The sequence below is a fragment of the Pseudaeromonas sp. HNCC25DJ182 genome (assembly GCF_055413365.1).
In genome coordinates this window covers 292,549-314,403 of record NZ_JBVAYG010000001.1, presented here as the reverse complement: position 1 = coordinate 314,403, position 21,855 = coordinate 292,549, and the positions used below count along the sequence as shown (strand labels likewise).

Below are 21,855 nucleotides of genomic sequence, written 5' to 3'. Positions count from 1 at the left end.
ACTGCGAACCTTATATTCACACTGAAAATGCGTAGGAGAGAAGACGATGGAGTACTTACCCCTGTTTGCCAAGGTCGCCGAGCGTCCCATCTTGCTGGTGGGTGGCGGTGATGTGGCGTTGCGGAAGGCTCGTCTGTTACTGGATGCCGGAGCCAGGCTCACCATCGTTGCTCCCTGCTTGCATGAAGAATTACAGGAGCTGGCTGATGCAGCTGCTCTATATCATCTGGCCGCCGAGTTTAGCGCTGAACAATTGGCGGGTCAGCGGTTGGTGATTGCCGCCACCGATGACGAGGCCGTGAATGCGGCAGTGGCTGCCGCCGCCGAGGCCGCGGGTCTGTGGGTCAACGTGGTGGATGATCCGGCCCGTTCCAGCTTTATCTTTCCTTCTATTATCGACCGCTCTCCTATCATGGTGGCGGTCTCCAGTGGCGGGGCTGCTCCGGTACTGGCCCGATTGTTGCGCGAACGACTCGAAGCTCTGTTGCCCAGCCATCTGGGAACTCTTGCTCGCCTGTCCGGCGAGTTGCGTGGCAAGGTCAAAGCCGCCTTTGATTCCATCAGCGAGCGACGTCGTTACTGGGAGCGGGCTTTTGCCTCCTCCCGACTGGCAGCCTTGTTGCAAAGTGGTGACGAAGCCGGTGGTCGCGCCTGGCTGGCGAACGAGTTAGCCCATACCGAGCAGCAGGGTGGTGAAATCGTGCTGGTGGGGGCAGGTCCCGGTGATGCAGGTTTGTTGACACTCAAGGGGTTGCAGCAGATCCAGCAGGCCGAGGTGGTGCTCTATGACCAGCTGGTATCGCCGGAGGTGCTGAACCTTATTCGCCGCGATGCCGAACGGATCAGCGTCGGCAAGAAGGCTGGGGCGCATAGCGTGCCACAACACGAAATCAATGAGTTATTGCTGGAGCATGCACGTGCAGGCAAGCGTGTGGTGCGCCTCAAAGGTGGTGACCCCTTCATGTTTGGTCGCGGTGCCGAAGAGCTCGAAGCCGCCAAGGCGGCGGGGATCCCCTTCTCGGTGGTACCGGGTATCACAGCAGCGGCGGGGGCTACCGCCTATGCCGGTATTCCGCTGACCCACAGGGCTCATGCCCAGAGTGCGGTGTTTATCACCGGACATTGTCAGAAGGATGGTCAGGAGGCCGATTGGCCAGCCCTGGCGGCCAGCAATCAGACCCTGGTGATCTATATGGGGCTGATTTCTTCGCCGGTGATCCAGCAAAAATTACTGGCCCATGGGCGGTCTCCTGATACACCGGTGGCGTTGATCGAACGGGGTACTACCCCCGAGCAGCGGGTGATCCGGGGCGAGTTACAGAATTTGGCTGAATTGGCCCAGGGCGCACGCAGTCCATCACTCATCGTGGTGGGTGAGGTGGCGGCGCTGGCCGATAGCCTGAGTTGGTTTAGCGGTCAGCAGGGTAGTGCCCTGGGGGCTAGCGGTTCGGAACATCTGGTGAATCTGGCCTAGAGCCATCATCGCGGAATTTAAGCGCACGGTTTGCGCAGGATTGAATGCAAGAGGAGTCGCAAGGCATGACACAACCATTGGATGCAGCAAGACTGACCCATTTAAAGCAACTGGAAGCCGAGAGCATTCACATCATCCGTGAGGTCGCGGCCGAGTTTGAAAATCCGGTAATGCTCTACTCCATCGGTAAGGACTCCTCGGTGATGCTGCATCTGGCTCGCAAGGCGTTCTATCCGGGCAAGTTGCCCTTTCCGTTGCTGCATGTCGATACCAACTGGAAGTTCCGCGAGATGATCGAGTTTCGCGATGCGACCGTGAAGAAGTACGACATGGATCTGATCGTCCATAAGAATCCGGACGGGCTGGCCATGGGGATCAACCCCTTTGTCCACGGCAGTGCCAAGCACACCGACATCATGAAGACCGAAGGCTTGAAGCAGGCGCTGAACCAGTATGGTTTTGATGCCGCCTTTGGCGGCGCGCGTCGTGATGAAGAGAAGTCCCGGGCCAAGGAGCGGGTTTACTCCTTCCGTGACAAGAACCACGCCTGGGATCCCAAAAACCAGCGCCCCGAGCTGTGGCGTCTGTACAACGGTCAGGTCAACAAGGGCGAAAGCATCCGTGTCTTCCCGCTCTCTAACTGGACTGAGCTGGATATCTGGCAATACATCTACCTGGAAAACATCGAGATCGTGCCGCTTTATTTCGCCAAACCACGCCCTGTGGTGGAACGCGATGGCGTCACCATCATGGTGGATGACGATCGTATGCCGCTGGCCGAGGGCGAAGTGCCCAAGCAGGAGTGGGTGCGTTTCCGGACTCTGGGTTGCTATCCGCTGACCGGGGCTATCGAGTCCCATGCCACCACCTTGCCGGAGATCATCGGGGAGATGCTGGTCTCCACCAGCTCCGAGCGTCAGGGGCGAGTGATCGACAATGACGGGGCTGGCTCCATGGAGCTGAAGAAGCGTCAGGGCTACTTCTAGTCCCCAAGGCATAGATAGTCACCAGAGCAGAATTTGAAAGGAAGAAGATGATGAACAGTGCCATTGCCGAAGAGATCAAACAAAGCGGAAGCATCGAAGAGTATCTGCAACAACAACAGCACAAGAGTCTGCTACGGTTTCTGACCTGCGGCAGCGTGGATGACGGCAAGAGTACCCTGATCGGCCGTCTGCTGCATGACTCCCGTCAGGTGTACGAGGATCAACTCAAGAGCCTGCATTCCGATAGCCAGAAGGTGGGCACACGGGGCGAGAAGCTGGACTTCGCCCTGCTGGTGGATGGCTTGCAGGCCGAGCGGGAGCAGGGCATCACCATAGATGTGGCCTATCGCTACTTCTCCACCACCAAGCGCAAGTTCATCATTGCCGATACCCCGGGCCATGAGCAGTACACCCGCAACATGGCCACCGGTGCCTCCACCTGTGACTTGGCCATCATCCTCATCGATGCCCGCAAGGGGGTGCTGGAGCAGACCCGTCGTCACAGCTTTATCGCCAGCCTGCTGGGGATCCGCCAGTTTATTGTGGCCATCAACAAGATGGATCTGGTGGATTTCGATGAAGCGACCTTCCAGCGCATCAAAGCCGAGTACCTGGCTTTTGCCGCCGCGCTGCCGGCTATCGATATCAAGGTGGTGCCGCTGTCGGCTGTAGACGGCGACAACCTGGTGACTTTGAGCGATCGCTCCCCCTGGTATCAGGGAGAGCCTCTGCTGAGCCTGCTGGAAAATGCCGAAGTGGGCGCCCATAACAATGAGTTGCCTGCGCGTCTGCCGGTGCAACTGGTCAGCCGCCCGGATCTCAACTTCCGTGGCTATATGGGCACCCTGGCCGCTGGTATCTTGAAGCCGGGTGATACCCTGAAGGTGCTGCCCTCGGGAAAACAGAGCGTGGTCGAGCGCATCGTCACCTTTGATGGCGATCTGGATCAGGCCCAGGCCGGTCAGGCCATTACCGTGACCCTGAAAGACGAGATCGACATCAGCCGCGGCGATCTGCTGGTGGCGCCCGATGCGCCGACCGCAGTCAGCAAGCGGGTGTTGGCCCATGTAGTGTGGATGGCCGAATCACCGCTCACCACGGGGCGTTTGTACGACATCAAGCTGGCAACCAAAAAGACACAAGGGTTATTCTCCAGTATCCGTCATCGCATCGATGTGAATACCCTGGAGCAGCACGCGGCCTCCGAGCTTAAGCTCAACGAGATTGGTCTGGTCGAACTGGATTTGACCAGTGCCGTGGGCGTCGATCCCTACACACAAGTACGGGATACCGGTAGCTTCATCGTCATCGACCGCCTGAGCAATGTCACCATAGGGGCAGGCATGGTGGTGGAGGCCTTGGCCGATACCGTGGAAACCAAGCAGGCCTTCAGCGAGTTCGAGCTGGAATTTAACGCACTGGTGCGCAAGCACTTCCCCCATTGGCAGGCGCTGGATATCAGCCAGCTGTAACGTCCCGTTGGATCCCCCTTCGCGGCCCGTGTGGGCCGTGATGGGGTTGATAAGAGGTGTACATGACAACGCAAGTGACCACCGACAACATCGTCTGGCATCAGCACTTTATCGATAAGGCGGCTCGTTCGGCGCAGAAGGGCCATAAGCCGGCACTGTTATGGTTTACCGGCCTCTCCGGCTCCGGCAAATCGACTCTGGCTGGTGCCTTGGAAGCCGATCTCATGCAACGGGGTATCCATACCTATTTGCTGGATGGGGATAACGTGCGTCATGGCCTGTGTTCGGACTTAGGCTTTGCGACCGCCGATCGGCAGGAGAATCTGCGCCGGGTCGGCGAGGTGGCCAAGCTGATGGTGGATGCCGGTTTAGTGGTCCTGGCTGCGTTTGTCTCGCCCTATCGGGCCGAGCGGGCGGCGATTCGCGCACGTCTGTCGGAAGGGGAGTTCATCGAAGTGTTTGTGGATACTCCCCTGAGTGAGTGTGAGCAACGAGATCCCAAGGGGCTCTACAAGAAGGCGCGGGCTGGGGAAATCAAGCATTTCACCGGCATTGATGATCCCTATGAAGCCCCCGAGCAGGCAGATATCCACCTGGTGAACCACGGGCAGGGTATCGAGCAGGGCGTTGCCATCTTGCTGGCTCAGTTGCAAGCTCGTGGCATCTTGCCTCAGGGCTGAATGTTTACGTGCTACCGGGTACAAATTAAGCGTCATATGGCGACTTGAACCCATCCTGAGCTGACTCGGATGGGTTTTTGCTCTAAAAAACACCGCAAAAATGTGAGGCTATCGACACTCAGCTATGGGGCCTGAGAAATGGTTGTGATATTGTTAACGCGATGTTGTAATCCATGGAGGTGCCATGTCGTGAAAAAGAGCACACCCAGTCCCATGTTGTGGTGCCTGTTACTTGCCTATCTCTCCATTTTGATCGTGTTAGGTCATTTCGTGTTCTGACTATTTGCTGACCCGATACATCCATGACCCCGGCCTAACACCGGGGTTTTGTCATTTGGTGGCTTGCGCTTAGAGTTGGCTGTGGATCAGCGCCAGGACTTGGTTCATCTCTGCACCGGTCAGCTGACCATCCTTGACGAACAGGATCTGCCCTTGTGGGTTGAGAAGGATGATGGCCGAACTGCCGGTTGCTAATCCCCATTTTTGTTGCACGAGACCGTCAGCATCGAGCACAAAGGAAGACCAGGGAAACTCCTGTTTGCTCTTTTCTACGCTGCTCACCACGAAACTGCCGGTTCCGAACAGGGCATCATCCAGATTGATAATGGTGGTGGTCTGGTACTTGTCTTGGGGCAATCGAGCGGCTTTGATGGCCTCGATCAGCGGTGCATTGAGCGCCTTGGCACTGCTGCGTCCGGCGATATGCTGAATCAGACGGATTTTTCCACTCAGTTGGCCACTGCTCCAGTTTTGGTAGGCAAAATTCTTGCCATGGAGTTGTAATTCCCCCTGGTCGACGATGGAAACGGAGGGGAGTAATTGCGTTTCTTTGAGGTTGTGCGCAAGACAGAGCGATGGCAGCAACGCGAGCAGGATCAGGCAGCAGCGCATGACAAAAACTTCCTATAATCAACAGAGCGGGTTGCTCAAGTGGACGGGATTCTAGAGGCAGTCCGGATTTTTCACAATTGGTCGACGGGAATGAAGCAAGTGGAGGAGATAAGGGATGTCACTGATTTGGGTCTATGGCACCTTGCGGCGAGGGGAGTCGAATCATCGGCTGCTCAGGGAGAGTGCCTATCTCGGGCAGTGGTGGAGCCCGCCCAACTTTTACCTCATTGATCTGGGTGAATACCCGGGCATCATCTCGGGTCAGCAATCGGTACTGGGTGAGATCTATGTGGCCGATGGCCCAACCATGGCCAAACTGGATGCCCTTGAAGAAGTGCCGCATGAATATACCCGCGAGATGATGCTGACCCCCTGGGGCGAGGCTTTCTATTACCACTACCGTATGGAATGCAGTGGGCTGGCAGCTATTCCTTCCGGTGACTGGCGTTGCCGTTTTGTTTGTTAGCCATTTGCCGTCCACGCCGGGGATCCGGTGTGATGAATGGTCATACCGTTCACAGGGATGCGCTAAAAACAGCGCAATCGGACCGTACCATCAAGCGCCGGGGTTAGTACTTGAGTCTGCAACCCCTGGCTTGCTGCTTCGTCACAGAGCTGCTGCTGACTCCGCTCATCGGCCATAAAGCGATCCGCATACTCGATATTCAACACCGGCTTACCGGCCTGGATAAATGGGGCTAGGTAGTGGCATTCCTGAAAGGCATGGCACTGTTCATTGATTGCCAGATCGAAGCTGTCGACGAGAGAGGTGATCTGCTGCAGGTCATTTTTCAGCGCGATGGCAAGACCCATAGCATGAGCTTCACGGGCGAGGAAACGGTTGTAATCCAGTTGATCTGCGGCCGAGAGGGCAAAACCGCTATTCTGCAGATAGCCATCCACATTATCCGGATCGACGCCGTCACAGCCTTTATTTCGAGCTAGCTGCAGGCGCTTTCGCATCAATTCACGGACTTTGCTGTCGCGAATATCCAACCAGACTTCACCGGGCCAATCCGCCAGAGGCTCGCCTTGTACTGACGATGGGAAACTGCCGGCATCCGCGCGCCACTCCTCCAGGCTCCCTGCAGAGAAATAGCAAAGCAGTCTGCGCTGCTGGGCGTGTAGCGCTGCTATGGTCTGGCTCGAGGTATCAAATAGATCGAGTTCGTAAAGTCTGGCTGCAACATCCAGGCGGGGAGTTCCTTGCAACTGCAGGTGCCAGCTGGTGTCTACCGGGGGGTGGTAATGGTCCGGGTCCGGATCGACCGGAGGCACAGGATCCCCCACCGAGACCTGGACGCGGCATCCGGCGAGGAGTAGCAGGAGAAGCCCGATCCCCGTGCAGCACAGATTTCGGATTGAGATGAGTCTATTCATGGAATACAGCTTCCTGGGGCCGGGTTTAGCGATCGGCACGAATCATAAGCCGATTGTCGCCTTGTTGAGTGAGGCTTACCAGTGGCGGATGCCGCAACCGTTTCATCATGGCAACTATTGGCCCAGACGCGGCCTTCAAAACTGAGTTTTATCTGGGCAAGGGGATCTGAACTCAGTATTGTAACCATATTGTTAACAAGGAGGTGGTATGTATCAGGTCTATGGGATGGCGGAGTCAGGGAACTGCTACAAGGTCAAATTATTGTTGACTCAATTGGGCTTGGCGTATCGCTGGCAAGAAACAGATACCCGACAAGGGGCGACCCACACTCCGGAGTATCTGGCGTTGAATCCGGCGGGTAAGGTGCCGTTGCTGGTGCTGGATGATGGCCGCACCCTGCCAGAGTCCAATGCGATCCTGTGTTACCTGGCGGAAGGCTCGGCGTTGTGGCCGGTTGATCGTTTTGCCCGGGCTCAGGTGCTGCAATGGATGTTCTTCGAGCAATATAGTCATGAACCCTATATCGCCGTGGCTCGCGCCATCCGGCGTTTCTTTCCTGGGCGTGAAGCTGAATTGCCTGCACTGTGGACGAAGGGGTATCTGGCGCTGGATGTACTGGAGCAACACCTACGCCGTCATGATTATCTGGTGGCCGAGCGGTATACGGTGGCGGATATTGCCCTCTATGCCTATACCCACGCCGCATCAGAGGGTGGATTTGATTTGGCCCGTTACCCGGCTATTCAGGAGTGGCTGCAACGTGTGGCCGCCGAGCCGGGACATATCCCGCTGGGGTAACTCATTTCGTTATTCTGTAAAAAAAAACGCCACGCGAAGACGTGGCGTTTATTCTATATCCCCTCTTCACAGAGGCAGATCTTGTCTGTTACTTGCTTTCGTTGTAACGCACAACGGAGGCTTCGATCTCGGCAATCGCTTCAGCCTTGTCGCCCCAGCCTTCAACCTTGACCCACTTGCCTGCTTCGAGTTCTTTGTAGCGCTCGAAGAAATGCTTGATTTGGCCCTTCAGCAGTTCAGGGATGTCGTTCACATCTTGAATGTGATCATACATCTTGGTCAGCTTGGAGTGGGGAACGGCAACCAGCTTGGCATCCTGACCGGCTTCGTCGCTCATCTTCAATACGCCCACCGGACGGCAGCGGATGACTGCGCCTGGAACCAGCGGATACGGAGTCGGGACCAGCACATCAACCGGATCTCCATCCAGAGACAGGGTGTTGTTGATGTAGCCATAGTTGCATGGGTAGAACATCGGAGTCGCCATGAAACGGTCAACGAATACGGCGCCGGATTCCTTGTCGATCTCGTACTTGATCGGGTCAGCATTTTGCGGGATTTCGATGACAACATAGATATCTTCCGGCAGTTCTTTGCCGGCGGGAACCAGGTTCAGGCTCATGGCATTTCCTTTCTACAAGCGTTGATAACGAGTGAGCCCGTATTATAGCCAGCAGCGATTAAATGGCTACCTCGGCGGCATATTCTTCGTTCAGCCGCATCCCATCACTGCCCAAAGGGGGGCTCCGTTGCTAGAATGCGGCGTCAATACTCCTATCTTTCGCATTCGGGGACGCAGTCGATGCATATTCATGTTCTGGGGATTTGTGGCACCTTCATGGGCGGGATTGCTGCCATAGCCAAGCAGTTAGGGCATCGGGTGACCGGGTCCGATGCCAATGTCTATCCTCCGATGAGCACGCAACTGGAGGAGCAGGGTATCACCTTGATTCAGGGCTATGATCCGGCCCAACTCGAACCTGCGCCTGATCTGGTCATCATCGGTAACGCCATGAGCCGTGGTAACCCCTGTGTTGAGTATGTGCTGGATCGCAATCTGCCCTATACCTCTGGCCCGGAGTGGCTGCGGGATCATGTGCTGCAGCAGCGCTGGGTGTTGGCGGTTGCCGGAACCCATGGCAAGACCAGCACCGCCAGCATGCTGGCCTGGATCCTGGAAGATGTCGGCTTGAATCCTGGTTTCCTTATCGGGGGGGTACCGGGGAACTTCCCGGTTTCGGCACGATTGGGTGAATCGCCATTTTTTGTCATCGAGGCGGATGAGTACGACTGCGCCTTCTTCGATAAGCGTTCCAAGTTTGTCCATTACCGGCCGCGCACTCTGATCCTCAACAACCTAGAGTACGATCATGCGGATATCTTCCCAGATCTGGCGGCGATCCAGCGGCAATTTCACCATCTGGTACGCACCGTGCCGGGGACTGGTCGCCTGCTGACTCCGGCACACTGTGGGACCCTGGATGCGGTCTTGAAGATGGGGTGCTGGAGTGAGGTCGAGCGCGTGGATGGTGATGGTGCTCATTGGCAGGCCAAATTACTGGCGGCGGATGGCTCACGATTCGAGGTCTGGCTGGATGGTGCTCGGGTGGGTGAGCTTAACTGGTGCGGTCTGGGTCAGCACAACGTGCATAATGCCTTGATGGCCATAGCCGCGGCGCGCCATGCCGGAGTTTTGCCGGTCGATGCGGTGGCTGCCATGAGCCGCTTTGTGATGCCCAAACGCCGCATGGAGCTCAAGGGGGAGGTGGCTGGTATCAAGGTGTACGATGATTTTGCCCACCATCCGACTGCCATTGAAACCACGCTCGGCGGGTTGCGGGCCAAAGTTGGTCAGGCGCGCATCCTGGCGGTGCTGGAGCCGCGCTCCAATACCATGAAGTTGGGAGTACATCAAAAAGAGCTGTCGGCCTGTCTGGCTCGAGCCGACAAAGCCTATCTGTTTGCCCCAAGCGATCTGGGCTGGGATATTGGCAAGGTTGCTGCGGAGGCTCCGGTACCGACCCGCGTGTTTCATGATCTGGCGGCACTGGTGGATCATCTGGCGGCCGAGGCTAAATCGGGGGATCAGATCCTGGTGATGAGTAATGGCAGCTTTGGCGGTATTCATGGCAAGTTGCTGGAGCGCCTTCAGACTAGCCATGTCCATCATGAGCAGGTGGTGCTATGAGCCACTCATTGTCGCGCAAGACGATTACACTGGCTCTGACTGGAGCCTCGGGAGCTGGCTATGGAGTCCGGCTGCTGGAGTGTTTGCTGCGCGCTGATTATCAGGTCTATCTGTTGCTGTCTGATGCCGCCCGGGTGGTGATCGCTACGGAATTATCCGAGGAGTGGCCCGCCGAGGCGGATGCCTGCGCCCGTTGGCTGGAGAGCCGCTTCCAGGCTCCTGAAGGGCGTGTGCGTCTGAGTTCGCGTTTCGACTGGTTCTCTCCAGTCGCCTCGGGCTCGGCGGCGCCAAAGCAAATGGTGATCGCTCCCTGCTCTATGGGGACTGTGAGCGCCATTGCCCATGGCGCCTCGGATAACCTGATTGAGCGGGCGGCGGATGTGGTGATCAAGGAGCGAGGACAGTTGATCCTGATGCCCCGGGAGACTCCCTATTCGACGATTCATTTGGAAAACATGCTCAAGCTCAGCCAGCTGGGGGTAGTGATCATGCCGGCATCTCCCGGTTTCTATCACCAACCAAAAGAGTTGACGGATCTGGTGGATTTTATGGTGGCGCGGGTACTGGATCATCTGGGTATCGAGTTGCCGATTGGACAGCGTTGGGGGCAAGTCGGGGTCGCCGGGCTTGGGTCGGACGTGGTTTGAGTCGGTTCGGGTTTGCAGTGGCAGGAAAACCAGCCAGAATCGGATAAATAACCGGTTCTGGCGCTGTTACACAAGAGGAGTCTGGGGTTAGTGAAGCCCCAGAGCCAGCTGGCTGGCGCGCAGCATGAACTCCTTGACCTGCTCTTTGGGTGGTTGCGGTGTCTTGAAGATCATCTGGCTGGCCGGAAAGCACAAGCTGTTCAGCAGCTGAGCTAACGACTGAGTGTCCATATGAAGCTTGAATTCACCATTTTTTTCGCCGCGCTGCAGAGTGCCTGTGGTGATTTCCAGCATGCGTTCACAAAATAGCGTGAATCGTGGCCAGACATCATCACGGATGGAGGCTCCCCACTCCAGAGCAATCAGATTGTAGTCACCCTTCTCATAAGCGGCATCGACATAGCGTTCGATAAACTGCTCGATACAAGCCAGAGCGCTGAGATCCGGGTTATGGGATTGGCGTGCCAGATTGTAGAGATAGGATTCAACTTCGCCCAATACCGCATCGACCAACTCTTCCCGGGTGCGGAAATAGTTGAATACGGTGGCGACCGAAACATTAGCCCGTTCGGCGATTTCAGCGTGTCCAGCACGACCGATACCCCGTTGAGCAAAGACGGCGATGGCATGATCCATCAATTGTCGACTACGCGCATCTGGACTGAGCCGGGTGCGACGACGTGGTTCCGTGGCATGTTGCATAACTACTAGTGTCTCTTGTAATTGTTATTGTAGAGCCTGCCTATAACTGGCAGTGCGCTCCCTTTTTATCCCGGACTTTGTCGAGCCAATCTTGGGGATTGGTGATAAAATCCGTGACCATCTTAACCATTTTCAACAATATTCCGAAGCAAAAGTAGTCAGGAGCAAGTCATGAAACACAGGGTCGACGTTTTGATCTCTGAACAAGAGGTACAACAGCGGATATCTGAATTGGGACAAGCCATCACAGCCCGCTACCAGGGGACTGACGAATTGGTGCTGGTGGGGCTGTTGCGCGGTTCTTGTGTGTTTCTGGCGGATCTGTGCCGACACATCGATGTGCCGGTCTCTTTGGATTTCATGACTGCCTCCAGTTATGGCAACAGCATGAACAGCTCGCGGGAAGTGCGGATCCTTAAGGATCTGGATGACGAGATCAAAGGCAAGGATGTATTGATTGTCGAGGATATCATCGATACCGGCTATACCCTGAACAAGGTGCGCGACATCATGAGCCTGCGCGAGCCGAAATCACTGGCGATCTGTACCTTGCTTGATAAGCCGTCGCGTCGCGAGGTGCAAGTCCCCGTGGAGTGGGTCGGATTTGCGATTCCCGACGAGTTTGTCGTGGGTTGCGGCATCGACTATGCCCAGAAGTATCGCAATTTGCGTTTTATCGGCAAGGTTGTGCCGCTGAAATAACAGACCTGAGCTTCGGTTGAGCAACAAACTTAGAAAGGTGGCTATAAAGCCGCCTTTTTTGTCTGTGCTTTATTGAGGGATGGACCGCTATAATGGTCGATTATTCCTTTCACCACACCATTTCCAGGGGAGCGTGAGCCAGATGCAGGCGCTGACGATACAGGGTCTTCACAAGACTTATAAAGGGGGCGTCGAGGCGCTCAAGGGGATCGATTTAATCGTCGAACAGGGCGATTTTTATGCGTTGCTCGGGCCGAACGGCGCAGGTAAGTCCACCACCATCGGCATCATCAGCTCACTGGTCAACAAGAGCGCCGGCAGCGTTCGGGTTTTCGGTTACGACATTGACACCCAGCTGGAACTGGCTAAATCACAGATCGGTCTGGTGCCGCAGGAGTTCAACTTTAGCCAGTTCGAGAAGGTGCTGCAGATTGTGGTTAATCAGGCCGGCTTTTATGGCGTGCCCCGGACGCTGGCTCACGAGCGGGCGGAAAAGTATCTCAAGCAACTGGATCTGTGGGATAAACGGGACAAACAGGCCCGGACTCTTTCCGGTGGCATGAAACGACGCCTGATGATTGCCCGCGCCTTAATGCATGAGCCCAAGTTGCTGATCCTGGATGAGCCAACCGCAGGTGTAGATATCGAAATCCGGCGTTCTATGTGGCAATTCCTGCAGCAGCTGAATGAACAAGGTGTCACCATCATCTTGACGACCCACTATCTGGAAGAAGCCGAGATGTTGTGCCGCAATATCGGCATCATCGATCGTGGCCGGATTGTAGAAAATACCACCATGCGCGAGCTGCTGGCCAAACTGGATGTCGAGACCTTTATTCTGGATCTGGATTGCTGTGCTTCGCGGATCCAGCTGGATGGCTTTACCTGGCAGCATGTCAATGACACCAGTATCGAGGTCGAAATTGCCAAGAGTCAGGGGTTGAATCCGCTGTTCACCGCGCTGACTGATCAGAACATCAAGGTATTGAGCATGCGTAACAAGGCCAATCGCCTGGAGGAGTTGTTTGTGAAACTGGTCGAGGAGGGGCGTCAATGAACCCGGCTGTCTACTGGATTGCGTTCAAGAGCATCCTGATTAAAGAGATTTCCCGTTTCACCCGGATTTGGGTTCAGACCCTGGTACCTCCTGCCATCACCATGAGCCTCTATTTTGTCATTTTCGGCAATTTGATTGGCAGCCGTATTGGCCAGATGCACGGTGTCAGCTATATGGAGTTCATCGTCCCGGGCCTCATCATGATGTCGGTGATTACCAACTCTTACGCCAATGTGGCTTCCTCATTTTATAGCGCCAAATTTCAGCGCAATATCGAGGAAATCCTGGTCGCTCCCGTTCCTAACTATCTCATTATTTGGGGATTTGTAGCCGGAGGGGTCGCCCGTGGGATCTGTGTCGGGGCTATTGTCACCGCGGTGTCGCTGTTTTTCGTTCCCTTGCAGGTCCATGATCCGCTGGCTGTTGTCGTCACTCTGGTGCTGACGGCCATCCTGTTCTCCCTCGGGGGATTGATTAATGCGGTGTTTGCCAAGAGTTTCGATGATGTCAGCATTATTCCGACCTTCGTGCTGACGCCGCTGACTTATCTGGGAGGCGTGTTCTACTCCATTCAGCTGTTGCCTCCCTTCTGGCAGTGGCTCTCCCACGGCAATCCGATCATTTACATGGTCAATGCGTTTCGCTACGGATTCTTGGGGCTCAGCGACGTGCCCATGAGTCTGGCGCTGGGTATCATCATAGGGTTTATCCTGGTGCTGTATGGCATTGCCCATTACCTGGTGACCCGGGGGATTGGACTACGCCACTAGGGGGCGTGGTATCGACCAACAAAAGGGGGGAGCCATTGGCTCCCCCCTTTGCATGTCAACGCGATGTGTTTGACTAGATGCGGTCCGATTCACGGCGGATCCAGCGATTGCTGGTGTTATCGTTGGCCGTGTCCGCTACCATTTTTGTTGCCGGTACGCTGGTAATGGCTTGCTCTGCACTTTGAATTTTCAGGTAGTTGTCGCTTTCTTTGGCTTGGGCGCCGCCCACCAGCAGCAGGGTTACCAGGGAAGTGGTCATCAGGGTACGAATGTTCATGATCTGTCTCTCTCATCAGGCTCTTTACCAGCTTCGTGCCAGCAAAACGCCGGGATTTGTCGCTCACTGTGTCTCCCTATGAGCTGTTGAGAAGGATTATCGTCTCATTCATAAATGGGATAAATGGCTATATTTGTTATTATCTATCCCGAAATTAGGGATTATTGGAGGGGTCATGGACAAGTTGCTCGCAATGACGGTCTTCAGTCGGGTGGTGGAGTTTGGCAGCTTTGTACGGGCGGCCGACAAGATGGGGTTGTCCACGACGGCCGTTTCCCGCCATCTCAACGATCTGGAAGAGCATCTGGGGACTCGGTTGTTGCAGCGAACCACGCGCAAGCTGCATCTCACCGAGGCGGGGAGTCAGTATCACCAGCGGATCCAGCATATTCTCGAAGATATCAGCGATGCGGAGTCTTCGCTCGTACAGGACAACCAGCAGCCCACCGGCTGCTTACGATTGAGCGTTTCGATCCCGTTCTCGACCCGGCATCTGGCTCCGCTGATCCCCCGTTTCTGTGCCATGTATCCGGGATTAAATGTCGAAATTCTCGCCTCGGATCGAAAACTGGATCTGATCGAGGATGGACTGGATCTGGTGCTGCGCATCAGCCGGGAGCTGGATGGTAGCTTGGTGGCGCGACGGCTGGCCACCATTCACACCATCATCAGCGCCTCGCCGGAATATCTAGCCCGAGCCGGTGTTCCCCAGACTCCCGCCGATCTGGTCAACCACAGTTGCCTCGTCTACACCGGGGTGCCGGAACCCATGCAATGGCAGTTCTACTGCGAAGAGGGTGAGCTGCATATGGTCAACGTCAAGGGAGCCTTGTGCGCGGACAATGGCGATATCCTGTTAGCGGCGGCGCAGCAGGGGATGGGGATCACCCGGCAGCCGAGTTTCATGGTGGGCGAGTCGATCGCCACTGGGCGTTTGGTTCCGCTCTTGACCGAGTACCGGATGCCCACCCTGACCCTGTCGGCCTTGTTTCCCAGCCGACGTTTTTTGCCTGCCAAGGTGCGCAAGATGGTGGACTTTCTGGTGGCGGAATGGGGCGGTGTGGTGCCGCCCTGGGATGCCTGGATGATGGATCTGGGACATCATGGCGGATGGGAGCCGCCGTCGCAAAAATGACAAGGCCCCGCATGCGGGGCCTTTGTTGATCAACGGTACAGACCGTCCATCAATGCTCGAACATCGCAGAAATAGATTCTTCGTTGCTGATGCGACGAATGGCTTCTGCCAGCATAGGAGCCAGGGTCAACATTTTGACCTTGCCGATAGCCTTCATCTCGTCAGAGAGCGGAATGGAGTCGGTGATGATCACTTCGTCGATCACGGACTCGCTGATGTTCTTGGCGGCTATACCGGAGAACACGGCGTGAGTGGCATAAGCGAATACACGCTTGGCACCACGTTCCTTCAGGGCTTCGGCTGCCTTGCACAGGGTGCCGCCGGTATCGATCATGTCGTCGACGATGACGCAATCCCGATCCTTGACGTCACCGATCAGATGCATGACCTGAGAGACGTTGGCACGTGGACGACGCTTGTCGATGATGGCGATATCGGTATCGTCCAGCAGCTTGGCAATGGCACGAGCCCGCACTACGCCGCCGATGTCTGGAGAGACAACCACGGGGTCTTCGAGGTTTTTAGCCAGCATATCTTCGAGCAGCACTGGACTACCGAATACGTTGTCGACCGGCACATCGAAGAAGCCCTGGATCTGTTCGGCGTGCAGGTCAACGGTCAGGACACGGTCAACCCCGACGCTCGACAGGAAGTCAGCGACCACTTTGGCGGTAATAGGCACACGGGAGGAGCGTACACGACGATCCTGACGGGCATAACCAAAGTAGGGGATGACTGCTGTGATACGACCGGCTGAAGCACGGCGCAGAGCATCGACCATGACAATCAGTTCCATCAGGTTGTCATTGGTTGGTGCGCAGGTGGATTGGATGATGAAGATGTCACCACCCCGTACATTCTCGTTGATCTGTACGCTGATCTCACCATCGCTAAAACGACCGACAGCGGCATTGCCGAGTTTGATGAAGAGACGATCTGCAATCTTCTGGGCCAGTTCCGGTGTGGCGTTACCGGTAAACAGCTTCATGTCAGGCACGGTATAAACCTCTGGGTTGCGTCCTGTGGGGGGAGGCGGTTGTGGGGTCCAGTGAGTCCAACTGGAGATTCAAACTTGTGTTTGATTCCCTGCACAAACCTGTTGCAAAACCGTCTGCAGCGGTGATAGGGTTACCCCTCTTCCGACAAACCCCTGCAGCCAATTTGGCATATTTGCCAAGAGCTTACGAGCCGACGCTTCATCTTCAAACTCCGCGAAGAGACAGGCGCCGGTGCCCGTCATTCTTGACGGCGCGTATTCTAACAACCAGCTCAATGCCTTGGCAACCTCGGGGTAGGCCTTTTTCACCAGCTCTTCGCAATCGTTTTTCCATGATCCAGCTCTCAGTTCAGCCCAACTGCGCTTGGGCGTGTCACGTTTGAGCTCAGGGTCTTGAAAAATCAAGGCGGTAGAGACGTGCACCTGCGGGTGAACCACCAGATACCACTTCGACGGGATCTCCACCGGCATCAGCTGTTCACCCACCCCTTCAGCAAAAGCGGTGCGGCCACGGACAAATACTGGCACATCCGCGCCCAGTGTGCGTCCCATTTGTGCTAATTCGTCTTCTGATAGCCCGAGTTGCCACATCTGGTTCAACGCCACGAGCGTGGTTGCCGCATCGGATGAGCCTCCACCCAACCCGCCACCCATCGGCAATTTTTTATCGAGGTGGATGTGAGCCCCGAGGGGACGATCACTACAGGCTTTGAGAAGCATGGCGGCCCGGTAGATCAGGTTCTGCTCCTGGGGAACGCCTGGAACCTCGGGAACCAGGGTGATCTGATCGCTGTCATCGACCTGGATCTGCAGTTCATCCCCCTGATCGAGGATCACAAACAGGGTTTGCAGCTCGTGGTAGCCATCCGGACGACGGCCGTTGATATGTAAAAACAGGTTTAGTTTGGCCGGTGCCGGCCAGCAGACAGGGTTCATTGTTCGATTTGCCATTCGTGGATCACCAGCTTGATCCGGGTATCGGGCCCTTCCAGTGTCAGACCGGTAGGGAGCAGCCAGAGGCGGTTACGGGCGTAGTCTTGGTAACTCAGTTGCCATTGCTGATCATGCAAGTTGGTGATGCGGCCATCGTTGCCCAGGGTGAAGTCGGCCTGGCCGGGCAATCCCTTGATCCAGGTCGGGAGTTGCGAGACCGGAATGTGCCAGCCGGTCAGGCGATAGACGAGTGCATCGCTGTCCTGATCCCGGTGGCGGATGCCCTGATCATCGATGATCTCGACCTGGCCCTGATGCTGGTGTAATTCCAGCAAGGTGGTGCCGATGAGGGTGGTCAGGATCAGATCATAGTCTTCACCACGCTGTTGCCAATTCAGACGAGCGGATCCCTTTTGTCCAGGGGTCAGGATCGCCAGTTTACCGGACAGGCGCCAATGCGTGAGTTGTTCCAGGGCTTCGCGCTGACCACGCCAGACGGCATCATTGTAGTGTTCCGGTCCGCTGAGGGTGGAGCAGCCACTCAACAAGAGTACAAAAAGCAGCCAGATTAGACGAAAAGAGGACATATTGACTCCAGGATTGCGAGGCCAACAGTATAGGCGCAGCCCCATTGCTTTCAAAGCCTTGCCCTTTTTGCGTAAAATAAGGGCCCCTTAGCCAGAGTCCTTCCCTGCATGCCGCTTTTTGTACTCGGTCTCAACCACAAGACAGCCCCTCTTTCGTTACGAGAGCGGCTGGCCTTTGGGCCGGATAATCTGCCACAGGCGCTGGAGGGATTACAGCATCTGGAGGGGGTACGCGAATCGTGCATATTGTCGACCTGCAACCGGACCGAAATCTATGTAGAAATAGATGCGGCGGCCCAGGCGACTCTGCCCCAGTGGTGGGCTCAGTTTTGCCGGGTGAATCGAAGCGAGCTGGACACCTGTTTGTATCAGCATCAAGAAGGCGAGGCCGTTCGTCACCTGATGCGAGTTGCTTGTGGACTGGATTCCCTCGTCTTGGGAGAGCCGCAGATCCTGGGGCAACTCAAGCAGTCATTTGAACAGGCCCGGCAGAGTGGTGCCTTGAAATCTCTGTTAGGGCGCCTGTTCCAGCGCAGCTTTTCTGTCGCCAAGCGGGTGCGCTCAGAGACCGAGATTGGTGCCAACGGCGTATCGGTTGCTTTTGTGGCGATTACCCTGGCTAAGCAGATCTTTGCCGATCTCAGTAAGACGCGGGTGCTATTGATTGGCGCCGGTGAAACGATCGAGTTGGCCGGGCGCCATTTACAAGCTCAACAGATCAGCCATATGACGGTGGCCAACCGCACCCTGGCGCGCGCCCAGACGTTGGCCAGCGAATGGCAAGCCGATGTGATCACACTGGACGAGATCCCGACGGTATTACCTTCGGTGGATATGGTGGTGACCTCCACGGCAAGCCCTTTACCTCTGTTGGGTAAAGGTTTGATGGAGCGGGTGCTCAAACAGCGTCGTCACAAGCCGATGTTGCTGATCGATTTGGCGGTGCCGCGTGATATTGAAGAGGAAGTCGGCACTCTGGCGGATGCCTATCTTTATACGGTCGATGACTTGCAAGGCATAGTGGCGGAGAACCAGTCCGCCCGTCAGCAGGCCGCTCGTCAGGCGGAACTGCTGATCGGAGACGAAAAAGCCAGTTTTATGGCCTGGTATCAGGGGCTGCCAACTATCGAGCTGATCCGCTCCTACCGCCAACAGGCACAGCAGCTCCAGCAGGATGAACTGCTACGCGCTCAACAGTTACTGACTCAAGGCCAGGATGCACAGCAGGTCATAGCCGAGCTGGCTCATCGGCTGACCAATAAACTTATTCATTCGCCGACCGAGGCTCTACGCCAGGCCGGTGAGAGTGGTGATCGGGAAACGCTGGCAATTCTTAGCCAGAGTCTCGGCATCGACAACCCATGACTTTCGGTTTCGGGCACCCGTTGCCCAGGCCTCTTTAGCGGAAATAGTATGAAAGAATCGGTGATCAGAAAGCTTGAAGGCTTGCTGGAACGTTATGAAGAAGTGCAGGCCCTGATGGGGGAGCCGAGTGTAATCAGCGATCAGGAACGCTTTCGCAACCTGAACAAGGAATATTCCCAGCTGGCGGATGTTGTCAGTGGTTTCCTGCGTTTCCAGCAGGTGAGTGCTGACTTACAGGCGGTTCTCGAGATGCTGGATGGGGATGATGCCGAGATGCGCGCCATGGCCCAGGAGGAGCTCGCCGACGCGAAAGCGGCAGTGGAGCAGATCGAGCAGGAGCTACAAATTCTGTTGCTGCCGAAAGATCCCAAGGACGACAACAATTGCTATCTGGAAATTCGCGCCGGAACCGGTGGTGATGAAGCGGCTATCTTCGCCGGTGACCTGTTTCGCCTCTACTCCCGTTTTGCCGAGCGCAAAGGCTGGCGTACCGAGATCGTCAATGCCAATGAGGGTGAGCATGGCGGTTTCAAGGAAGTCATTGTCAAGGTCGATGGTCAGGGTGTCTATGGCATCATGAAATTCGAGTCCGGTGGACATCGGGTGCAGCGAGTGCCGGAAACCGAATCCCAAGGCCGTATTCATACCTCGGCCTGTACCGTGATGGTGTTACCCGAGGTTCCCGAGTCTCAGGCGCCGGAGATCAATCCGGCTGATCTGCGGGTTGACACCTTCCGCGCTTCCGGTGCCGGTGGTCAGCACATCAACAAAACGGATTCCGCAGTGCGTTTGACGCACTTACCCTCCGGTTTAGTGGTGGAGTGTCAGGATGAGCGCTCCCAGCACAAGAACCGCGCCAAGGCGATGGCGGTGCTGACCGCTCGCCTGGTGCAGCTGGAAGAAGATAAACGTCGCGCCGAAGAGGCGAATACCCGTCGCAGCCTGTTGAGTACCGGCGATCGCTCGGATCGGATCCGCACCTACAACTATCCTCAGGGTCGGGTTACCGATCACCGGATCAATCTGACCGTTTATCGCCTCAACGAGGTGATGGAAGGGGATCTGGATACTTTGGTGCAACCGATATTGCACGAATACCAGGCTGATCAGTTGGCCGCCTTGTCGGACAACTACTGATGCAGATCGCCGAGGCGCGTCAGGTGCTGATCGAGCGGTTTGCGGCGAGCGACTCGCCTGCTGCTGACGCCGATTGCCTGCTCTGTGCCGTGCTGGCCTGTTCCCGGACCTGGCTGCGGACTTGGCCGGAGCGCACGCTCACCGACGAGCAGTGTGAGCGGTTGTTGAGGCTGGCGGAACGACGGGAAACCGGTGAGCCCATCGCCCATCTGCTGGGCGAGCGCGAATTCTGGTCACTGCCGTTACAGGTCTCCGCGGCTACCCTGATCCCGCGACCCGATACCGAAGTGTTGGTGGAACAGGCCCTGGCCCGCGTGCCCGTGGATGCCACTGGCGTGCGAGTGCTGGATCTGGGCACCGGCACGGGTGCCATTGCCCTGGCCTTGAAGTCCGAACGTCCTGGCGTGGAGGTGTGGGCGGTCGACCGTATCGCCGCTGCCTGCGAGCTGGCGCGCGACAATGCCACCCGGTTAGCACTCACTATCGAGGTGCGCTGCGGCAGCTGGTTTGAACCAGTCCTGGAGGAGCGTTTCACGCTGATTGTCTCCAACCCCCCCTATATCGATGAGCAAGACCCTCATCTGGAGCAGGGCGATGTCCGCTTTGAACCTCGTTCAGCACTGGTTGCTGCGAGTGCAGGGCTTGCCGATCTGCAGCATATAGTGACGCAGGCACCGGAACATTTGTTGTCCGGTGGTTGGCTACTTCTGGAGCACGGATGGCAGCAGGGACAAGCAGTACGGGATCTGTTGCTGCAGCGTGGCTTTAGCTCGGTTGCCACGGTTCGTGATTATGGTGATCAGGAGCGGGTGACTCTGGGACAGTGGGAGGGCGTCGCTTGAAAAATCTGACCCCGGAAACTGATTTTGAACAGCTGGATCTGGCGCTACTGGCGTTGATGGTGTCTGAAGATCTGCAAGATCAGCCGATCTTGCTCGCTGGGTTGCGGGCATTGGCGGAATTGCGGCAGGCGGTGTTGCCACGGGTCGACGCGACTTCAGAGGCTGAGCGGATCGAGCAGTTACGGTTGGCATTTTTTCAGGAGCAGGGCTTCCATGGTGATTGGGAGCACTTCTTCCAGCCCGAAAACTGCCTGTTAGAACAGGTGTTACTCAAACGGACTGGAATCCCGGTGACGCTGGGGATTTTGTTGATCCATCTGGCGCAGGCTCTGGCGATCCCGGTGGCAGGCATCTGTTTCCCCGGGCATTTCATGGTGCGTTTGGGCTCGGGTAAGCAAGCGCAAATTCTGGATCCCTGCAGCGGCGAATTTCTGGATCGCAACCAGCTCGAATTACGCTTGCGCGGTAGCTTGGGGGATCTGGCCCGGTTGCAGGGCAAGCATCTGCAAGCAGCGGATCAGCGCGAGATCATGGGCAGATTACTTAATGTGGCCAAGGGCTCGACGGTGCAGGCGGAACAACCACTGCTGGCACTGCGTTGCAGTGAACTGTTGCTCTGTCTTGATCCGGATGACCCTTATGAAATCCGTGATCGTGGCCTGCTGTATGAACAGCTGGAGTGTGATGCTCTGGCCGCGGATGACCTTTCTTTTTTTATCGAGCAATGCCCCTCCGATCCGGTGGCGGAGTTGCTCAAAGAACAGCTGGCGCGCCTCAACACCCGGGCGCCCACCTTACATTAGCCATGAGTCGGGCAGTAGTCGGACCTTAGTC

The 21,855-nt window shown here is 56.4% G+C and carries 24 protein-coding genes; 16 read left to right on the top strand and 8 right to left on the bottom strand.

What is annotated here, in order from left to right; genetic code table 11:
* Window positions 1-46: 46 nt before the first annotated feature.
* The 4 genes from cysG (at window position 47) to cysC (ending at window position 4,612) form a co-directional block, all read left to right on the top strand.
* Window positions 47-1,474 carry a siroheme synthase CysG gene (cysG, locus tag ACZYUB_RS01365; protein WP_463944910.1) on the top strand — a complete coding sequence of 476 codons (1,428 nt, stop codon included), beginning with the start codon at window positions 47-49 and terminating at the stop codon, window positions 1,472-1,474.
* A 65-nt stretch (window positions 1,475-1,539) separates the two neighbouring features.
* Complete coding sequence (gene cysD, locus ACZYUB_RS01360) at window positions 1,540-2,460, top strand: sulfate adenylyltransferase subunit CysD (protein ID WP_463944909.1); 921 nt, start codon at window positions 1,540-1,542, stop codon at window positions 2,458-2,460.
* A gap of 50 nt (window positions 2,461-2,510) precedes the next feature.
* A complete protein-coding gene (cysN, locus tag ACZYUB_RS01355; protein WP_463945068.1) occupies window positions 2,511-3,932 on the top strand; it encodes a sulfate adenylyltransferase subunit CysN in 1,422 nt (473 codons plus the stop codon).
* A gap of 62 nt (window positions 3,933-3,994) precedes the next feature.
* Window positions 3,995-4,612: an adenylyl-sulfate kinase gene (cysC, locus tag ACZYUB_RS01350; RefSeq protein WP_463944908.1), complete on the top strand. Its 618-nt coding sequence runs from the start codon at window positions 3,995-3,997 to the stop codon at window positions 4,610-4,612.
* A 348-nt stretch (window positions 4,613-4,960) separates the two neighbouring features.
* Here cysC and ACZYUB_RS01345 read toward each other — a convergent pair whose 3' ends face one another.
* Complete coding sequence (locus ACZYUB_RS01345) at window positions 4,961-5,503, bottom strand: YtfJ family protein (RefSeq protein WP_463944906.1); 543 nt, start codon at window positions 5,501-5,503, stop codon at window positions 4,961-4,963.
* A 115-nt stretch (window positions 5,504-5,618) separates the two neighbouring features.
* Here ACZYUB_RS01345 and ACZYUB_RS01340 point away from each other — a divergent pair, with 115 nt between their 5' ends.
* Entirely contained in the window at window positions 5,619-5,969 is a 351-nt protein-coding gene (locus ACZYUB_RS01340; protein ID WP_463944904.1) for a gamma-glutamylcyclotransferase family protein, read from the top strand.
* 62 nt (window positions 5,970-6,031) lie between these two features.
* Here the strand turns inward: ACZYUB_RS01340 and ACZYUB_RS01335 are convergent, their stop codons facing one another.
* Window positions 6,032-6,883, bottom strand: a complete 852-nt coding sequence (locus ACZYUB_RS01335) for an endo alpha-1,4 polygalactosaminidase (protein WP_463944902.1) — start codon at window positions 6,881-6,883, stop codon at window positions 6,032-6,034.
* A 208-nt stretch (window positions 6,884-7,091) separates the two neighbouring features.
* Here ACZYUB_RS01335 and ACZYUB_RS01330 point away from each other — a divergent pair, with 208 nt between their 5' ends.
* Entirely contained in the window at window positions 7,092-7,682 is a 591-nt protein-coding gene (locus tag ACZYUB_RS01330) for a glutathione S-transferase family protein (protein WP_463944900.1), read from the top strand.
* An 88-nt stretch (window positions 7,683-7,770) separates the two neighbouring features.
* On the opposite strand, the gene ppa is transcribed toward ACZYUB_RS01330, so the two are convergent.
* Window positions 7,771-8,304, bottom strand: coding sequence for an inorganic diphosphatase (ppa, locus tag ACZYUB_RS01325; RefSeq protein ID WP_460884395.1), 534 nt, complete (start codon window positions 8,302-8,304; stop codon window positions 7,771-7,773).
* A 180-nt stretch (window positions 8,305-8,484) separates the two neighbouring features.
* Here ppa and mpl point away from each other — a divergent pair, with 180 nt between their 5' ends.
* Both mpl and ACZYUB_RS01315 read left to right on the top strand, forming a co-directional pair.
* Window positions 8,485-9,870 (top strand): UDP-N-acetylmuramate:L-alanyl-gamma-D-glutamyl-meso-diaminopimelate ligase, encoded by a 1,386-nt coding sequence (gene mpl / locus ACZYUB_RS01320; RefSeq protein WP_463944898.1) that lies wholly within the window; start codon window positions 8,485-8,487, stop codon window positions 9,868-9,870.
* Window positions 9,867-10,517 (top strand): flavin prenyltransferase UbiX, encoded by a 651-nt coding sequence (locus ACZYUB_RS01315; RefSeq protein WP_463944897.1) that lies wholly within the window; start codon window positions 9,867-9,869, stop codon window positions 10,515-10,517. The genes mpl and ACZYUB_RS01315 overlap by 4 nt, the downstream gene beginning before the upstream one ends.
* Before the next feature lie 87 nt (window positions 10,518-10,604).
* Here ACZYUB_RS01315 and ACZYUB_RS01310 read toward each other — a convergent pair whose 3' ends face one another.
* Window positions 10,605-11,219 (bottom strand): TetR/AcrR family transcriptional regulator, encoded by a 615-nt coding sequence (locus ACZYUB_RS01310; RefSeq protein WP_463944895.1) that lies wholly within the window; start codon window positions 11,217-11,219, stop codon window positions 10,605-10,607.
* 171 nt (window positions 11,220-11,390) lie between these two features.
* Here ACZYUB_RS01310 and hpt point away from each other — a divergent pair, with 171 nt between their 5' ends.
* The 3 genes from hpt to ACZYUB_RS01295 all read left to right on the top strand — a co-directional run bounded on the left by hpt (window position 11,391) and on the right by ACZYUB_RS01295 (window position 13,748).
* Window positions 11,391-11,921 carry a hypoxanthine phosphoribosyltransferase gene (hpt, locus tag ACZYUB_RS01305; RefSeq protein WP_463944894.1) on the top strand — a complete coding sequence of 177 codons (531 nt, stop codon included), beginning with the start codon at window positions 11,391-11,393 and terminating at the stop codon, window positions 11,919-11,921.
* A 142-nt stretch (window positions 11,922-12,063) separates the two neighbouring features.
* The gene (locus ACZYUB_RS01300) at window positions 12,064-12,978 is read left to right on the top strand and encodes an ABC transporter ATP-binding protein (RefSeq protein WP_463945066.1); all 915 of its coding nucleotides are present in this window, start codon (window positions 12,064-12,066) and stop codon (window positions 12,976-12,978) included.
* A complete protein-coding gene (locus ACZYUB_RS01295) occupies window positions 12,975-13,748 on the top strand; it encodes an ABC transporter permease (RefSeq protein WP_463944892.1) in 774 nt (257 codons plus the stop codon). Before ACZYUB_RS01300 ends, ACZYUB_RS01295 begins: the two co-directional genes overlap by 4 nt.
* Before the next feature lie 73 nt (window positions 13,749-13,821).
* Here the strand turns inward: ACZYUB_RS01295 and ACZYUB_RS01290 are convergent, their stop codons facing one another.
* Window positions 13,822-14,025, bottom strand: a complete 204-nt coding sequence (locus ACZYUB_RS01290) for a hypothetical protein (RefSeq protein ID WP_463944890.1) — start codon at window positions 14,023-14,025, stop codon at window positions 13,822-13,824.
* Between the two features lie 175 nt (window positions 14,026-14,200).
* Here ACZYUB_RS01290 and ACZYUB_RS01285 point away from each other — a divergent pair, with 175 nt between their 5' ends.
* Complete coding sequence (locus ACZYUB_RS01285) at window positions 14,201-15,160, top strand: LysR family transcriptional regulator (protein WP_463944888.1); 960 nt, start codon at window positions 14,201-14,203, stop codon at window positions 15,158-15,160.
* A 49-nt stretch (window positions 15,161-15,209) separates the two neighbouring features.
* Here the strand turns inward: ACZYUB_RS01285 and ACZYUB_RS01280 are convergent, their stop codons facing one another.
* From ACZYUB_RS01280 to lolB, 3 genes are all read right to left on the bottom strand, one after another.
* Window positions 15,210-16,157: a ribose-phosphate pyrophosphokinase gene (locus ACZYUB_RS01280; protein WP_463944886.1), complete on the bottom strand. Its 948-nt coding sequence runs from the start codon at window positions 16,155-16,157 to the stop codon at window positions 15,210-15,212.
* Between the two features lie 69 nt (window positions 16,158-16,226).
* Window positions 16,227-17,093 (bottom strand): 4-(cytidine 5'-diphospho)-2-C-methyl-D-erythritol kinase, encoded by an 867-nt coding sequence (gene ispE / locus ACZYUB_RS01275; RefSeq protein WP_463945065.1) that lies wholly within the window; start codon window positions 17,091-17,093, stop codon window positions 16,227-16,229.
* Complete coding sequence (gene lolB / locus ACZYUB_RS01270) at window positions 17,090-17,677, bottom strand: lipoprotein insertase outer membrane protein LolB (RefSeq protein WP_463944884.1); 588 nt, start codon at window positions 17,675-17,677, stop codon at window positions 17,090-17,092. The genes ispE and lolB overlap by 4 nt, the downstream gene beginning before the upstream one ends.
* Before the next feature lie 108 nt (window positions 17,678-17,785).
* Between lolB and hemA the strand changes: the two genes are divergently transcribed.
* Genes hemA through ACZYUB_RS01250 form a run of 4 tightly spaced genes read left to right on the top strand, consistent with a single transcriptional unit; the run spans window position 17,786 to window position 21,824 of the window.
* Entirely contained in the window at window positions 17,786-19,042 is a 1,257-nt protein-coding gene (gene hemA / locus ACZYUB_RS01265; protein ID WP_463944883.1) for a glutamyl-tRNA reductase, read from the top strand.
* 48 nt (window positions 19,043-19,090) lie between these two features.
* Window positions 19,091-20,179: a peptide chain release factor 1 gene (gene prfA, locus ACZYUB_RS01260; RefSeq protein WP_463944882.1), complete on the top strand. Its 1,089-nt coding sequence runs from the start codon at window positions 19,091-19,093 to the stop codon at window positions 20,177-20,179.
* Window positions 20,179-21,021, top strand: coding sequence for a peptide chain release factor N(5)-glutamine methyltransferase (gene prmC / locus ACZYUB_RS01255; protein WP_463944880.1), 843 nt, complete (start codon window positions 20,179-20,181; stop codon window positions 21,019-21,021). Before prfA ends, prmC begins: the two co-directional genes overlap by 1 nt.
* On the top strand, window positions 21,018-21,824 hold the full coding sequence (locus ACZYUB_RS01250; RefSeq protein ID WP_463944879.1) for a SirB1 family protein: 807 nt from the start codon (window positions 21,018-21,020) through the stop codon (window positions 21,822-21,824). Before prmC ends, ACZYUB_RS01250 begins: the two co-directional genes overlap by 4 nt.
* Window positions 21,825-21,855 lie beyond the last annotated feature (31 nt).